Annotated in this window: 12 protein-coding genes; 8 read left to right on the top strand and 4 right to left on the bottom strand. The window is 57.4% G+C overall.

What is annotated here, in order from left to right; genetic code table 11:
- Positions 1–59: 59 nt before the first annotated feature.
- From BUC04_RS12985 to BUC04_RS12970, 4 genes are all read right to left on the bottom strand, one after another.
- Positions 60–977, bottom strand: coding sequence for a cation diffusion facilitator family transporter (locus tag BUC04_RS12985; protein WP_200804689.1), 918 nt, complete (start codon positions 975–977; stop codon positions 60–62).
- A 123-nt stretch (positions 978–1,100) separates the two neighbouring features.
- Positions 1,101–2,951, bottom strand: coding sequence for a caspase, EACC1-associated type (locus BUC04_RS12980; RefSeq protein WP_067661023.1), 1,851 nt, complete (start codon positions 2,949–2,951; stop codon positions 1,101–1,103).
- A 3-nt stretch (positions 2,952–2,954) separates the two neighbouring features.
- Positions 2,955–3,299 (bottom strand): effector-associated constant component EACC1, encoded by a 345-nt coding sequence (locus tag BUC04_RS12975; protein ID WP_067661025.1) that lies wholly within the window; start codon positions 3,297–3,299, stop codon positions 2,955–2,957.
- 393 nt (positions 3,300–3,692) lie between these two features.
- Positions 3,693–4,649, bottom strand: coding sequence for a LysR family transcriptional regulator (locus tag BUC04_RS12970; RefSeq protein WP_067661027.1), 957 nt, complete (start codon positions 4,647–4,649; stop codon positions 3,693–3,695).
- A 444-nt stretch (positions 4,650–5,093) separates the two neighbouring features.
- Here BUC04_RS12970 and BUC04_RS12965 point away from each other — a divergent pair, with 444 nt between their 5' ends.
- The 8 genes from BUC04_RS12965 (at position 5,094) to BUC04_RS12930 (ending at position 15,108) form a co-directional block, all read left to right on the top strand.
- Positions 5,094–5,276, top strand: a complete 183-nt coding sequence (locus BUC04_RS12965) for a hypothetical protein (protein ID WP_067661029.1) — start codon at positions 5,094–5,096, stop codon at positions 5,274–5,276.
- A gap of 49 nt (positions 5,277–5,325) precedes the next feature.
- The gene (locus tag BUC04_RS12960; protein ID WP_067661030.1) at positions 5,326–5,784 is read left to right on the top strand and encodes a cytochrome c3 family protein; all 459 of its coding nucleotides are present in this window, start codon (positions 5,326–5,328) and stop codon (positions 5,782–5,784) included.
- Positions 5,784–6,449, top strand: a complete 666-nt coding sequence (locus tag BUC04_RS12955; protein WP_067661032.1) for a 4Fe-4S dicluster domain-containing protein — start codon at positions 5,784–5,786, stop codon at positions 6,447–6,449. The genes BUC04_RS12960 and BUC04_RS12955 overlap by 1 nt, the downstream gene beginning before the upstream one ends.
- Positions 6,449–7,411 carry a cytochrome c nitrite reductase subunit NrfD gene (gene nrfD, locus BUC04_RS12950; protein ID WP_067661034.1) on the top strand — a complete coding sequence of 321 codons (963 nt, stop codon included), beginning with the start codon at positions 6,449–6,451 and terminating at the stop codon, positions 7,409–7,411. Before BUC04_RS12955 ends, nrfD begins: the two co-directional genes overlap by 1 nt.
- 47 nt (positions 7,412–7,458) lie before the next feature.
- On the top strand, positions 7,459–7,749 hold the full coding sequence (locus tag BUC04_RS12945; RefSeq protein ID WP_067661038.1) for a cytochrome c3 family protein: 291 nt from the start codon (positions 7,459–7,461) through the stop codon (positions 7,747–7,749).
- 352 nt (positions 7,750–8,101) lie between these two features.
- Entirely contained in the window at positions 8,102–10,063 is a 1,962-nt protein-coding gene (locus BUC04_RS12940) for a multiheme c-type cytochrome (protein WP_306305292.1), read from the top strand.
- Positions 10,064–10,493: 430 nt separating this feature from the next.
- The gene (locus BUC04_RS12935; protein WP_306305293.1) at positions 10,494–12,509 is read left to right on the top strand and encodes a multiheme c-type cytochrome; all 2,016 of its coding nucleotides are present in this window, start codon (positions 10,494–10,496) and stop codon (positions 12,507–12,509) included.
- A 397-nt stretch (positions 12,510–12,906) separates the two neighbouring features.
- Positions 12,907–15,108: a multiheme c-type cytochrome gene (locus BUC04_RS12930; protein ID WP_234977405.1), complete on the top strand. Its 2,202-nt coding sequence runs from the start codon at positions 12,907–12,909 to the stop codon at positions 15,106–15,108.
- The last annotated feature ends 320 nt before the right edge of the window (positions 15,109–15,428 follow it).

Here is a 15,428-nt window from a genome sequence, read left to right as displayed (position 1 = left end):
TCGAGATGACCGGCAAGAACGAAAAAAGGCCCCGTATGGGGCCTTTTTTGTGGTTGGGCTTAGCCCTGGGCAGCAGGTGGTGCCTTCGCTTCCCGCTGCGATTGTTCGCACGGGTCAACGTGGATCAGCACTTCGCGCACGTTGGGCCCCTGCTGCAGCAGGGTGTGCTCCACCGCATCGGCGATGGCATGGCCCTCCAGTACTGACAGGCGGCCATCCACGGTCAGGTGCAGATCGATCATCAGGCCACCGTGGTAGCGGGTGCGCAGACGGTGAATGCCGTGAACCCCCTCTACCTGCAAAGCCAGATCCTTGAGTTCGGCCAGGGTCTCGGCATCGGCGCCGCGATCGAGGAACTCGTTAAAGGCCGGCAGGCAGATCTTGATGGCGGCGTGGAGCAGGAACAGGGCGATGATCCCGGCACCCACCAGGTCAATCCAGCCCATGCCGGGCAGCAGCATGGCCCCGATTACTGCCATGGCGGCGGGCAGCGAGCTGATGGCGTCACTGCGGTGGTGCCAGGCGTTAGCCACCACGGCGGAGGAGCCCAGTCGACGGCCCTCGCGCAGGGTCCAGCGGAACAGCGCTTCTTTGACCACCAGCGAGGTGATGGCAGCGGCTAGGGCAATGAGGCCGGTGTCGCGGATCTCGCCGCTGCGCCAGATCTGCAGCGCATCCCAGGCGATCCCCAGCGCCGCCACCAGCATCATCAGACCGATGATCAGGGTCACCGCCGTTTCAAAACGCTGGTGTCCGTAGGGGTGGTCCTCGTCGGCGGGGGCCGACCAGACGTTGACGCCAATCAGTACGGCGATGTCACTGACCAGATCGGTCAGGCTGTGGATGCCGTCCGCCACCACGGCACGGCTGTTGCCCAGGGTTCCTGCGACGATCTTCATCCCGGCCAGGGCGGCGTTAAGCCAAAAGCCTATCCAGGTGATGCGTTGCACCCCTTTTTTTATTTTGTCCGCTTCCAAACTGAATCTCCCCATTATTCACGCCGCGATTATACGGATTTCATGGCGGGGAATGTGGGGCAAAGTGATGAAAAGGCGCGTAAATTTCTTCAGCTGAAAACCATTGTGATTTCGATTGGCCGTTCATGGGTTGTTGGAGGAGAGCTGCTCAATCTGGTTTTGCCAGTAGGTGGCCTGCTGTTGCGACTCGGCGGTGGGCTCCTGCAGCAGCAGATCGCGCAGATGCACCATGGCATTGCGATGGCCCTGTTGCGCCGCCTGCTGATACCAGTGTTGTGCTTCATCGAGGTTAGCTGGAACCCCCAGGCCATCGCGGTGCAGGGTGCCCATCAAGTCCTGGGCAAACAGGTTGCCACCGGCCGCGGCGCTTTGCAGCAGGCGGTGGGTGGTGCGGTAGTTCGGGTCCAGGGTGGGGTGGTCGACATAGATGCGTGCCAGGTAGTACTGGTACTTGGGGTACTCATCGGTGGCGATGGGACGAAGCAGGTGGATGGCGGCGGTGACGTCCTGCTCGGTGCCCTGGCCCTTGTTTAGCATCATCGCCTGATTGTACTGCGCCTTGATGTTGCCCTGGGCGGCGAGCTCCTGGTAGCGACGGTAAGCCTCCTGGTAGCGCTGCTGTTGGTAAGCCTGGAAGGCTTCCTTCATGGCGGCGCTGTGATCCGGCTGGGTCGCGGTAGGGGAGGGGGTCGGCTTCGCGACCGGCGGTTCAGTGACAGCGCTGGGCTGACTGTCATGCAGATAGAGGCCGTAGGCCAGCGCACCGGCGATCACCAGTGCCAGTAGGATCGCCAAACCCGCCCCACGTCCGCCGGGCTTATCCGCTGGAGCAGCTGGAGCGGCAGCACGGGGTTCCGGGTCCAGCCGCTGGGCCGGATCCGGGCGGATGGGTGAGGCGACCGTATCGAGCTTAGGTTCCTTGCTGGGGGGCTCCTCCACCGTGCTGATGGACTTTAGTGGCGACACCTTGCTGGCCGGTGGTGGCGAGGTGGGCAGCGGGGCTTCCTGCCAGCGCTGCTCGGCGCCCCATTGGTAGATAAGCTGGGGGATCGACAGCTTGTCCTTGAGCAGTTGGCTGAGCAAGGCATCCAGTCGTTGCTCGGTTTCGTTCAGGGCTGAGGGCTCGGTTTGGGCGATCTGGCGTGCATGCTCTAACAGGGATTCGGGGATCTGCTCCTCCCCGGCCAGGCGGTAGAGCTTGCGCTTGATCGCCTTGGCCCGCTCCTGGCGTGGCACCTTGCCGCTCTTGGCGATGATCAGATCCCCACGTACATCGAAGGACCACTTCGACGGCTGCTGGGGGCTGTCGTTGCGCACCCGCTGATTGACGTAGTCGTACCACTCATCGATGGTGATGGTGCCGTCGCCACTGCTGTCGGCCTCACCGGTTTTCAGCCCCTCAATCAGGTATTTGGTAAAGACGCTGTAGCGATCCTCCTCCTTTTCCAGCGACACCTGGATACCAGTGGAGCCGGTCATGATGTAGGTGCCGCGTCCCTCGGTGCGCATCATCTGCAGCTGGTCTTCCACCGCGCCCTTGGCGAAGGCGCCGGCAATGGCACCGGAGAAGCAGCAATCGAGGATAAAGACGATCTTGTTGGATTTGGAGTTCTTGGCGTATTGGCGCAGCACCCCGACGTCCACCGAGGTGGGCTCCAGCAGATCACAGCGGGTATCCAGGGTGGAAAGGTGCAGCACGCCCTCGGCATTTTGCTTGCCGTGGCCAGAGTAGTAGATCAACACCAAGTCATCGCTACCCGCCTGGCGGAAGGTTTCATAGATGGCCAGTTTTACCTGGCTGGAGGTTTCGTTCTTCAGCACCCGGACCGAGGAGAATCCCCCTTTGGCCTGGTTACCCAGTTGCTCCTCCAATCCCTCGACGTCGGCCACCGGGCAGCGCAGGGGGCTGAGTTTGTGGCTGTCATCGGGGAAGTGATCGTTGCCGATCAGCACCGCGTGTCGTTGCGCCGTCATCGCTCAATCCACGGCCTTGCGCAGGGCCTGTTCGGTGGCGGCTTGATGGATGGTGTCGGCATCCAGGTTGACCGCCTCGCCCTGGTCATTGCGGATCTGGATGGTGACCCCCGGGTTGCGATGCAGCACCGATTTGAGCACCTCGATCAGCACCGGCACTGCCCCGGCGGACAGTACCTCCAACAGCAGAGTTGAGAGCTCAGCGGCACCTTTGCTGCCGGATTGATGGGGGCCCTCTACCAGGCTGGCGTCGGTGCCCACCTCCTGGCGACAGCTGTGCACCAGCTCGCGGGAGAGGGACAGGGCATTCTCTGGGTCGTCGGCACTGACATCGATATAGAGGGACATGGGAAAACCTGAGAGTGGTGATCGTCAAAGCGCCGGTAAGTATAAACCCTCCGCACCGGCTTGCAGATTATTGTTGTCGGGCGAGGGTATGGAGTGTGTGGGATGTTGGGAATAAGAATCAACAAGTAGGGATGGCTATATTTAGTGAAGGTGTCTTTTGAACTGTTCCGCAAAATATCTAATTAATTAATATTTTTGCAAATAACAAATTTATTAAAGAAGAGCGAAATAACGAACGTGGCGGGCGAACTAGTTGCGTGATCTTCATCATTGTTTTGCGGAGGCGTGTTATCTAATTGTGTATCCTGCGAATCTTAAAACTGAAAAGAGGAATGATAACCAATGTCATCTCCAAAGGTGAAAACGGCGTGCTGAGCACGCCGCTTTGATTGATTAGCTCGCCAGAGCGGAAACGTTACCCCGAATGAATTCGTGAACGGCATCGCGGAACCAGGGCGGCAAGCCGGAATCATCTCGGCGAGTAATGCTGTAGTAGTTGGGCTGAGTCTGACGCTCGTGTAAGAGTTCGTATTCTACTGGAGAGAGTGTTTGAGCGCGGATCTGCGGCATCGCATCCAGAAATTCTGCCGCGCAGTGAGAACCGATGAAGGTCAAGGCATCGCTCTCCTCCAAGAATTCACTGACCTCGGACAGGGCACTGGCCTTGCCTGCTAACTCTAGCTTGAGGCCATGGTCCATGGCGTAGAGTTCGAGGGGATCGATGCGGTCATTAAAGGCGGCACACTCGGTGATCAGGAAGGGATAGCTGATGATCGCCTGCAGCATATTATGGCGGGGACGCTGCCAGATAGGGTGGTCTTTACGGCCGACCACATAGGTCATCTCTCCCATGCTGACGTGCTGTGAGTCGGTCTGTTCCTTCTCACATGGTTTCATTGCCAGCAGCAGGTCTGCACGACTTTGAATGAGGTCATCGCCAGAATTGGTGGTCAGAGGGCGGACATTCAAAGAGAGATCAAAATTATTCTCACCGGCTTTTTTGCGCAAGATGGCGGCCAAGCGGTTTGACAGGGTTGGCGGCGCGCACACCACATAGTTGCGTTTGGCCTGCCCCTGGTTGCGCTCGCAGTTCTCAGTGGCCTGGTCGCACAAGGTCAGCATCTGCTGAAAGTAGGGGTAGAGCTTGTCCGCCATGGGCGTAGGCTCAAAGCCATACTGGCGTCGGATAAACAGCTTATCGTCCAGGGCGTGGCGCAGCGCAGAGAGGCAGCGGCTGATCTTGGAAGGCGGCACATTGAGGCTGTTGGCAACCGACAATGAGTTCAATGACTCGTACACCATCACAAAGACTTTAATAGTGAAGATATTGATATCGCGAAGTCTGTTCATTGCTGGTTCCCTCAGTCTGCGGCTTTCACCTGAAACTTAATATATGAGAATTGCCAATGAAAAAGTATGACAATGAGTAATTCTGGAATGTCACGCAGGGGAAGAACTTTACTTTGTGATTTGAGTGCGACTTGGGTGCCAAAGGCAGTGAAACTTTTTATCGTTCGCAGGTAAATGCCTTGTGAAAAGCACCTTGCCGCAAATTACACTTAATGAAATTTCATCTTGGCACTTTCAGTAATTCCGTCTCGGTTTTTTGCATTTTGGTCTTTTGGATTTTTATTTTTGCAATTGGAATCGCGCTCTGCTTTCTGACTTCCGGATTTCAAAATCGTCGTTTCGGATGCGCTGGATCACATTATTTAATCGGTGTCCCGTTTAATAATTTGAACCGAGGAAAAGGCAAAATGATTTGCCACCTCAATATTCCAACAGGAGGTTACTATGAGCTTCGGTACTTTCTTAACTGTTATTGTTCCTTATCTCTTTATTTTCTTTGTTCTCTTTATTGGCTTGCCTTACCTGGTGTCTGCACTGGTGGTTGGCGGTTACGAGTTCCTGAAAGGCGAGGAAAAGGAGAAGGCCACGAACACCGTGTCCAACACAGCGGAAATGGCCAAGTCTTGATGCCGACATTGGGGCCCGACTTGGGCCCCTTTTGCTCCAAGGGGATGAGATGAAGATTCCAACATTATTGAAAAGCGCCGCCCTGGCGCTGGTGTTTGCCTCGGTAGGCACCCCGGCCTTGGCCTCGGACGATGCCTGTATGCGCTGTCATAAGCGCAACGGTGCAATGGAAGGGGCGCACGGGAATATTGGCGCCAACGGCCTTTCCTGTGTGCGTTGTCACGGCGACCAAGACGGTCACCCAAGAAATAAAGAAGCGATGATCTATTTCGGTGAAGGGAAGAAAACCGATGTCGTCGACCAGAATCAAACCTGCGTGCGCTGCCACCGCCCGGACAAACTGCGGGATGCAGACTGGACCCACGATGTCCACCTGAACACCCTGTCCTGCGCTGCGTGTCACCAGCTGCACCCGAGCGAGGATCCCATGGCCAACCTGGAGAAGCGTGAACGTACCGCTTTGTGTGTGGATTGCCATGGTGCCATGACGGAACAGGAGGACAACTGATGAAACTGTCTCGACGTCATTTCCTTGCCGGCGGTGCGGCCTGCGCGGCAATCCCGGTGGTCACCATTGCCACCACCGGCTCCGAGGCTGAGCCTCAAAAAGAAAACCTGGCGCTGGTGTTTGACCAGACCAAGTGCATCGGTTGTGAAGCCTGCTCTGAGGCCTGTCGTGAGGCCAATAATGTGCCGGAAGGGGTTTCTCGCCTCAATATCGTTCGCGAAGGCCCGCTGGGCGAAGGCGACGACAAGCACTACCGCTTTGACCGCCAAAGCTGCGTTCACTGCGAAACCGCACCCTGCGTCTCCGTGTGCCCCACCGGTGCCTGCATCCGTGATGAAAAAGGCGTGGTGGACGTGGTGGCCAACAAGTGCGTGGGTTGTCAGTACTGCATCGCAGCCTGCCCCTACCGCGTTCGCTACGTCGACCCGGTGACCAAGGCGGTGGACAAGTGCGACCTGTGCCGCAAGACCCGCCTGAAAGAGGGCCGTGCGCCGGCATGTGTTGAAGCCTGCCCGACCAAGGCCGTGGTCTTTGGTGACCTGAATGATCCCAACAGCGAGATCGTCCAGGTTCTGCGCGCCAAGCAGACCTACCGCGACAAGGTGGCTCTGGGCACCAAGCCCAAGCTGTATAAGGTTCCCCACGGTAAAGGGAAGGTGATCTGATGGACAATGCAATCTCTGCTGCACTGCATTTTGAAACCATGGTGTGGCCCTGGCCCATCGCTATCTATCTGTTCCTGGCAGGTGTGTCCGCGGGCTCCATCCTGATCGGCATCGCCACCAAGATGTACCGCGAGTACAAGGGCCTGCCGGCTCACCAGAGTGGCATCGTCAAGGGGATGGCACTGATCGCACCCATCGCGGTGATCATCGGTCTGGGCATTCTGATCATCGACCTGACCAAGCCTCTCGAGTTCTGGAAGATGATGATCTACTGGAACCCCACCTCGGTGATGTTCTGGGGCGTGATGCTGCTGTCCGTCTACATCATGCTGATGTTCATCTTCCTGGTTGCGGTCTTCCACGAGCCTCTGAAGCCGATTGGCCAACGCTTTGCCCTGGTGGGCACCGTGTTTGACCTGATCAAGCGCTTCGAGAAGCCGTTGCAAAGCTCGATGATCTTCCTGGCCATTGCGGTGGGTGCCTATACCGGCTTCCTGCTGTCGGCACTGAAGGCGTTCCCCATCTTTAACAACCCGGTACTGCCGATCCTGTTCCTGGTTTCCGGTGCCTCCTCCGGTGCCGCAGCCACCATGCTGTTCAGCATGCTGTGCTTCAAGGAGCCGGCGGACAGTGGCGACATCCACTTTGTCCATAAGGTCGAGAAGCCGGTGCTGATGACCGAGGTGTTCCTGCTGGTGGCCTTCTTCCTGGGCCTGGTCTTTGCCGGCGGTGTCAGCGGTGAGGCAGCTCGGGTGGCCCTGATGGGTGACTTCTGGGGCTACGTGTTCTGGGGTGGTGTGGTGATGTGCGGGATGATCCTGCCCTGGCTGCTGCAGTGGTTCTCGCCCAAGGCGCTGACCCACCGTCCGGAGTTCGTCGCCACCCTGTGCATCCTGAGTTTGACCGGCGTGTTTGCCTTGCGCCACTTCATTCTCTATGCCGGCCAGATGACCGCCATCTAATAGAAAACCAATACCAATAACGATTGAGCTTGATTAAGGATTGAATGATGAAGAAGCGTATTGCCTTCGTTGCCGCCATGATGTTGCCCCTGTCTGCCTGGGCAGCCTCTGTCGCCGACACTCATACCGACATGGCTGGCTGTGAAGCCTGTCACCAGGATGGCGCCCCGTCTTCCGACATGGCATACGAAAACCAGACCTGCATCGATTGTCACGGTGGCCTGGCGGATCTGACCCAGATCCACGTCGACCATGACGGCATGCTGGAGTGCACCGACTGTCACATTACTCACGATGCTGACGACGATGCCAGCAGCACCTGTGCTGACTGCCACTGAGCCGGCAGTAACGATTTAAGGGAAGCTCATTGCAAGGACGCAAACCTCACGAAGGGCCGTAAGGCCAGCAAAAGCCATGGCGCAAGCCATGGCTTTTTTTTGTTGCCAATGTTGGCAAAAACGGTGGTGGGTAAGGGCAATGATGATAACAGGTTGGCAGTCTGATCTATGGCCAAATAACTGGTATTCAGGATGCATCACCCTGTACCGGTCAAGAGTTAGAGGAAGGTCAATATTTCCCCGCAAAAGAGCAGATTAATGGTGAACCCTCTCAACGTTTTGAATGCAGTTTCTGAGTACCCTTATTGCGTGAGGGAGAATTCTCGCACCTGAAATGTTGAGAGTGATGATGATGATGAACAACAAAACCTACCTGGCGCTCGCCATGGCCTCTGCCATGGCCCTGACCGGGTGTAATGATGGCAAGGACGGTTCCGACGGCGCTGATGGCGGCAACCTGGTTAACCGTACCGATGTCACCGGCATCAATGTGATGCACTACGCCATCGAAGACGGTCAAGTGACCATCGAGTTCGAGGTGACCAACGGCCAGGGCTACCTGGTGGGTGGCCTGGATAAGGCGGAAGTAAAATTTGCTGCTAACACCGACAAGGGCATCGTGCTGAACCGCGACGGTGAACTGGGTGGCTACGGCACCTTCGAGCAGAACGCCGAAGAGCCGGTGGACGGCGCGTCCCTGCAGATGGACGAAGATGGCCTGTACACCTTTACTTACCCGATGCCGGCGGTTGAAGCCAACGACGAAGGTATCCTGTGGCTGCGCGTCGGCGGCGGCGAAGCGGACATCGCTCGCTCCCAGCCGCTGGTTGTGGCCAAGCCGGAAGCGGTGCACACCACCGCCACCGAGAACTGCTTCTCCTGCCACGTTGACTACGCCACCGGTAGCCTGCGCCACGCCAGCTACACCGCCATCGATACCGACGGCGAGGTGGACTTCGTTGCTGGCTGTCTGGTGTGCCACAACAACGTCTCCCGTGCAGACGAGCAGGGCGGCTACGCTACTAACACTCTGCAGAAGATTGGCCACATCAACCACCTGTCCTTCGAGAAGGACTACACCTCGGCCAACTGCTTTACCTGTCACGCAGAGCCGGTGTACCTGGACGGTAACAACGACACCTGTCGTGAGTGTCACGCCGTTGCCATGGTCGAGCCGAGCTACGACGTGATGAGCGACGAGCAGATCGACTACCGTGAAGCTCACGGCGCCTACAGTGCCGTAAGTGATCGTGCCACCCTGCGTGCCAAGTACGTCACCGAGACCAGTGCTGTGTACTGGGATCCGGACTTCTCCATGGAGCACGACAACACCATCCACGTGGGTGGCTACTGTACTGACGTGTCCCTGTTCGACGTGACTGGCGAGACCCCGGAAAAAGCCGACCTGTACGCCATGTACAAGGGCAATGTGGAAGGTGTTGAGCTGGCCTACCTGGGTGCCTACATCCACGGCTACCACAACAACTCCATCGTTGGCCGCCCGAGCCCGCACGGTGTGTCTGACAGCCAGCAGGCGGCCGATGGCCTGTCCGTGGCCTACTGTCACCCCTACCTGGCAGAGGGTTTCGCCCAGGCTGATCTGATGGCCTCCTCCCGCGTGACCTTCAAGGATCGCAAGTGGGAGTCCGACGACAACAAGTTTGGTGTCTCCTTTACCTCCTACTCCGATGTGGTGACCCTGGTGGATACCGATGTGTTGGTTCCGGCCGGTGAGTACGAGCGTCGTCTGGCAGTGACTGCCGACAGCTGCACCACCTGTCACAACAACGAGACCAACTACCACAAGAGCGGCTCCTACAACGACGGTGGCGAGTCCTGTGTGGCGTGTCATAACAACGGTCAGGATCGCTCCGCCAAGAACACCGCCCCGGGCTTCGGTCCGATGGTGCACAGCTGGCACTGGGGTGAAGGCAACACCGTGACCGGTGGTACCGACGAAGAAGGCAACCCGATCCACAATGCGGCGGCCAGCCTGAACGCGGACAACTGTGTAGCCTGTCACGACACCAGCCTGTCTCTGAGCGCCATCCCTAACATGTACATCCGTGCCAAGGCCTACCACGACGGTGATGACACCAAGATGGCCAGCCCGATCACCGCCAACTGTTTTGCCTGCCACAACAGCGACGCGGCCCTGGGCCACATGGAGCGCAACGGCGGTACCATCAGCGCCGAGAAGGGCAAAGGCGACGATGGCAACTGGTTCACCCAGTCCACCGCTGAGTCCTGTGCTACCTGTCACGACATGGGCAAGTCCCACGGCATCGACAAGTACCACGTGTTCGAGCGCTAAGCATCGAATTCGCTTCGAACTGAAAAGGCACCCTAGGGTGCCTTTTTTATTGTCTGCGCGATCCCGGTAGCGACACAGGTTCTGCCTTTACTAAATTTTCCAGTTTAAAAATAACAACTTGGCTACCTTGGTCTGAATAAAATCCTTCGCCATTCGGCCCGCTGCAAGATTAAATTTCGCCAACTGAAATTTACAAGTCATTAATCAGTCTCCGAGCTCTGCCTGGGCCGTCCTGGGTGGGGCTTTCTTCTGTCGATGCGGTTTTCTTTGGTTTTTTGTTCGTCCTCTTGAGGCTGGGCGCGCTGAGCTTGGTTACTGCTGGCGCGGTGAAAAATAGGTGAGGCAATTCAATTTTCAGTGCTTTATCACCCGATACCTTGCTTGGGCGAGATGTTCGCATCTTTCTCAGAAAGAGATTGTTGGAGTGATGATGATGATGAATAAGAAGACCTATCTGGCTATGTCCGTCGCCGCGGCGGTGGCACTGGCCGGGTGTAGTGATGGCAAAGATGGCCAAGATGGTGCCGATGGCCCGGAAGGCCCGCAGGGCCCTGGCTACGTACCGCCGATGGTGGACAGCGCTGAGGTAACCAACCTGGAGGTGCTGCACTACGCCATCGAAGAGGGTCAGGTGACCCTGGAATTCGAGATCACCGATGCAGACGGCTACCTGGTTGAAGGGCTGGACCGCGCTGAGGTGAAGTTTGCTGCTCAAACCGATCGCGGCATCGTACTGAACCGCGACGGTGAGATTGGTGGCTACGGCACCTACACCCTGGGCGGTGACAGCAATGCCGAAGGCGCTTCCCTGGAGATGGACGAAGACGGCCTGTACACCTTCGTTTACCCGATGGCCGCCGTAGCGGCGGACGATGCCGGTATCCTGTGGCTGCGTGTCGGTGGTGGTGAAGCGGCGATTGCTCGCACTCAACCGCTGATCGTGACCAAGCCGGAGATGGTGCACACCTCCAGCACCGAGACCTGCTACTCCTGTCACGTGGATTACGCCACCTCCAGCCTGAAGCACCCCAGCTACACTGCGGTGGACATGAATGGTGATGTGGATTTTGTTGCCGGTTGCCTGGTCTGCCACAACAACGTATCCAGCGCAGATGAGCAGGGCGGTTATGCCGCCAACACCCTGCAGAAGATTGGTCACGTGAACCACCAGAAGTTTGAGAAGGACTTCGCCCCGACCAACTGTTACGCCTGTCACGAAGAAGCGCCGATCAACGTCTCCTTCGGTGGTCCGGGTTGTGTGGATTGTCACACCAGCTCCCTGTCTGAGCAGCCGATGCCGATGAACGCCGATATGCGTGAACTGCACGCTAATGCGGCCGATAAGGCTACCGGTATCACCATCGCTAAGAACCAGCAGCTGCGCGCCGAGTACACCTCATCGGTTACCGCGCCGGTTATGACCGAGGAAGGTTACTGCTCCACTCTGACTCTGTTCAAAGGGGAAGAGAAACAGGATCTGGAAGCGTTGAAGGAAGCTGGCACCGTTTCTTACGCCGGTGCTTACCTGCATGGCTACAAGAACTCTTCCATCCTGGGTCGCTCCACCAACAGCTACAACAGCTCCTACGTTGATGGCGCATACAAGATGTGTTTCACCAACATGGTCGAGTTCCCGGACGCCACCTACATGGCAAGCACCCGCATTACCTTCAATGAAGGTGTGGACGCTGGCTACACCGGTGTGACCCTGCATGCCCACTCCGACAACGCCGATGGCACCAAGTGGGACCGTCGCCTGTCTGTGCATGACACCAGCTGTACTACCTGTCACACCAGCGAAAGCAACTACCACAAGAACGGTGCCTACGCCGACGGTGGTCTGGGCTGTGTCGCCTGTCACAACAACGGCCAAAACCGTAACAGCCGCTGGACCCTGCCGGTGGATGCCTTCGTGACTGCCGCCTTCGCAGAAAAAGCCGGCTTCTACGCGCTGACCGACAGCACCACTGGTGAACAAACCGGTTGGACCGCCGGCAACGGGCCGGGTTACGGCCCGATGGTGCACGGTTCCCACTGGGGTAAGGCCAACGTTCGTGGCTCCGTGATGGAGACCGACCGCAACGGTAACGAGTACGAGGTGTATGTCCAGAACTCTGCTGCTCAGCTGAACGCGGAGAACTGCGTAGCCTGTCACGCCGACGGTGTTGACCTGTTCGCCATCCCGAACCAGTACATGCGTGCTCGTTCCTTCCACAATGGTGACACCGACATGTTGGCCAGCCCGATCACTGCCAACTGTTTCGCCTGTCACTACGACGACGCTGCGCTGAACCACATGGTGCAGAACGGTGGTGAGATCGATGCCTCTATTGCCGAGCTGGAAGCCATGGGTATCAATTGGTACGACGCTGTACCGAGCGAGTCCTGTGCTGTTTGTCACGCGGAAGGCAAGACCTTCGGTATCGACATGTACCACAACTTCTAACCACGCATAGAAGTGCAACCTAAGGCCGCCCCAGCGGCGGCCCTCCCTGCAAATCAAGGCACCCCCGGGTGCCTTTCTTCTCTCTTCCCATCTGGCCCAAATCCGCTTCAGCATTTCACCTCGCGATCGACTCAATTGTGACTCTGGGAATTGCAGGCTCGCCCGTAGATCCGGTTCATCGGCATCGATGCCCTCAAGACGCATCTTGTGAATGTCAGCTGGCAGCTTTGCCTGACAATTGGATGCTTTTTCCTCATTTTTTGGCCAAACATCCTTACTGCTCAGAACCCCCGGTTTTGGTGATCTCTCCCCACTTTTTCAATGGGGGGGTTGGTTAACGTGATGTGGCGGATTCACGTTGATATGTATCCGAAAATTGTTGGGAGTGATGAAGATTATGAACAAGAAGACTTACCTGGCCTTATTGGTCGCCGCCACGGTGGGGGTGACAGGCTGTAGTGGGGATGACGGCAAAGATGGCGCACCGGGCGAACCGGGACCGCCGGGGCCAGGTGGCCCGGGTTACGTGCCGCCGATGGTGGAAAGCTCTGATGCGACCTACCTGAATGTGATCAGCTACGCCATTGAAGATGGTGTGCTGACCTACGAATTTGAAGCCACAGACGCCGAAGGCCTGCTGATTGAGGGTCTGGACAAGGCGGAAGCCAAGTTTGCAGTGCAGACCGAGCGTGGTGTGATCCTCAGCCGCAGCGGCGAGGGTGAGCACGGCGGCTATGGCACCTTTGTGCTGGGCAGCGAAGACAATGTCGAAGGCGCCAGCCTGGAGATGAACGAAGATGGTCTGTACACCTTCGTGATGCCGATGGCGAATGTCACCGCCGATCTGGAAGGGATCGTCTGGTTGCGTGCCGGTGGCGGTGAAGCGGCGATCGCCCGCTCCATGCCGATGGTGGTGAACAAGGCCGACACGATTCACACCAGCTCCACCGAGTCCTGTTACGCCTGCCACACCGACTACGCCACTTCAGGTTTCCGTCACCCCAGCTACACCGCCAATGACATGGAAGGCGGCGTCGACTTTGTCGCCGGTTGTATGGTTTGTCACGGCAACGTTTCCCGTGCCGAGGACGATGGCGGTTACGCCACCAATACCCTGTCCAAGATTGGTCACGTTAACCACCAGAAGTTCGGCAGAGACTTCCAGGTCACCAACTGCTACACCTGTCACGCTGATGCGGCGCCGGTGAACACCAGCATCGTGGGCCCGGGTTGTATCGATTGTCACGACAACGGTGGCGCGCCGGTTGGCCCGATTGCACCGAGCACTGGCGGCAACGATGTGCGTGAACTGCACGCCAATAAAGTCGCCCTGACTGAGCGTCAGGCGGTGTTTGCCGACTACTGGATTGCCCTGTCTGATATCAAGTACGATGCCACCTATACTGGTCCGAATTTCGATATCAATAGCTCCAATCCGGATTCTGGCGTCGCTGCTAGCCCCGGTGGTTACTGTTCTACCCTGACCCTGTACAAGGGCCCGGCAGGGGATGTGGCTGGTTCTGAGATCATCAACATCCACGACAACCTGACCGATTACGGCGGCACCTTGCTGGATTACGCTGGCTCCTACATCCACGGTTACCACAACGACTCCCTGGTGGCCCGTGCTGGCAGCCATAACTTCTACGATGCCACCTACAATGACGACGGTACCAAGACCTTCTGTCATGGTCCGGGTGCCACCAAGGACGGTGCTACTGTCTACGGTGATACCGCGTTCCAGGGTTACCACCCGGGTCTGACTGTATCCGCTCGCGTTGATTTCATCGACAGCAAGTACGTCAATGATGATGGTAAGTACACTGCGGGTCTGAGCGGTTTCAGCAACGTATACATGCTGGCCTCCGACAGCACTACTGACTTCGCCCGTCGTCTGGATGTGGTCTCTGAAGGCAGCTGTATCGCCTGTCACAACGACCTTACCAACTACCACAAGCACGGCGCCTACGCCCTGGATGTGACCGGCTGTGTTGCCTGTCACAACAACGGTATGGACCGTGGTGGTAAGCGTTGCCTGAGCGTCGATAGCTTTGCCACTGACGCCGAAGCCAATGCGGCTGGCTTTATCCGCTCCACCAGCGCTTACTGTGCTCGTTACGAGCCCACTGGCGAGGCCTACATTGCTGAGATGACCGGACCGGGTCTGGGGCCGCTGGTTCACTCCTGGCACTGGGGTAACGGCGCCATCATGTCGGAAGAGGTCGAGGTGAAGGATGACGCAGGCAATGTGACTGGTACCGAGTGGCAGATCACTGCTAACTCCGCGACCCGTCTGAACGCCGAGAACTGTGTGGTCTGCCACGCCGGCGGTGTCAGCCTGGCGGCTATCCCGAACCAGTACATCAAGTCCAAGGCTTTCAATGAAGAGATGGCCTCTGGTGTGATGAGCTCGCCGGTCACTGCCAACTGCGTGGCTTGCCACAGCGGTAACGCAGCGGTCAGCCACATGGAGCAAAACGGTGGTGAGCTGAACATCACCGCGGATGATACCTGGTACATGACCGGCACCGGTGAGTCTTGCGCCACCTGTCACGACATGGGCAAGAGCTTCGGTATCGACAAGTACCACAACTTCTAAGCTCGCTTAGAAAAGGATCGCGCCACGGCGATCACCCCTGCAAAACCTTAAGGCACCCTCGGGTGCCTTTTTTTGTTTGTGGCGAAAGAGTTGCAGTTTTGGCAATCCAGAAGTGCAGAAAATAGAACTCCGAAAGGGCATTGATGAAATGGAATCCGCTCTGATAACACTAACTTGGAGGAATGTTCTGTTGCGGCCCGCCTTGTTGGTGATGTTAGTGATTTTTTGCTCTAGATCAGAAAATTTCACTTTTCCGCAGTGGGCGTTGCAATTGGTGATCTTGCCCCCCTTTTTTATGGGGGTATTTAGTTAATTTGTTG

Source organism: Ferrimonas marina (assembly GCF_900129905.1).
Lineage (GTDB): Bacteria > Pseudomonadota > Gammaproteobacteria > Enterobacterales > Shewanellaceae > Ferrimonas > Ferrimonas marina.
The sequence above is the reverse complement of the archived record's forward strand: the minus strand, read 5'-3'. Positions and strand labels throughout refer to the sequence as shown.

Bases quoted from the DNA above. Each gene is read 5' to 3' on its own strand.
- BUC04_RS12965 (WP_067661029.1), top strand. From the start codon at position 5,094: ATGAGCTTCGGTACTTTCTTAACTGTTATTGTTCCTTATCTCTTTATT.
- BUC04_RS12980 (WP_067661023.1), bottom strand. From the start codon at position 2,951: ATGACGGCGCAACGACACGCGGTGCTGATCGGCAACGATCACTTCCCC.
- BUC04_RS12955 (WP_067661032.1), top strand. From the start codon at position 5,784: ATGAAACTGTCTCGACGTCATTTCCTTGCCGGCGGTGCGGCCTGCGCG.
- BUC04_RS12935 (WP_306305293.1), top strand. From the start codon at position 10,494: ATGATGATGAATAAGAAGACCTATCTGGCTATGTCCGTCGCCGCGGCG.
- nrfD (WP_067661034.1), top strand. From the start codon at position 6,449: ATGGACAATGCAATCTCTGCTGCACTGCATTTTGAAACCATGGTGTGG.
- BUC04_RS12930 (WP_234977405.1), top strand. From the start codon at position 12,907: ATGAACAAGAAGACTTACCTGGCCTTATTGGTCGCCGCCACGGTGGGG.
- BUC04_RS12970 (WP_067661027.1), bottom strand. From the start codon at position 4,649: ATGAACAGACTTCGCGATATCAATATCTTCACTATTAAAGTCTTTGTG.
- BUC04_RS12940 (WP_306305292.1), top strand. From the start codon at position 8,102: ATGATGAACAACAAAACCTACCTGGCGCTCGCCATGGCCTCTGCCATG.
- BUC04_RS12945 (WP_067661038.1), top strand. From the start codon at position 7,459: ATGAAGAAGCGTATTGCCTTCGTTGCCGCCATGATGTTGCCCCTGTCT.
- BUC04_RS12960 (WP_067661030.1), top strand. From the start codon at position 5,326: ATGAAGATTCCAACATTATTGAAAAGCGCCGCCCTGGCGCTGGTGTTT.
- BUC04_RS12975 (WP_067661025.1), bottom strand. From the start codon at position 3,299: ATGTCCCTCTATATCGATGTCAGTGCCGACGACCCAGAGAATGCCCTG.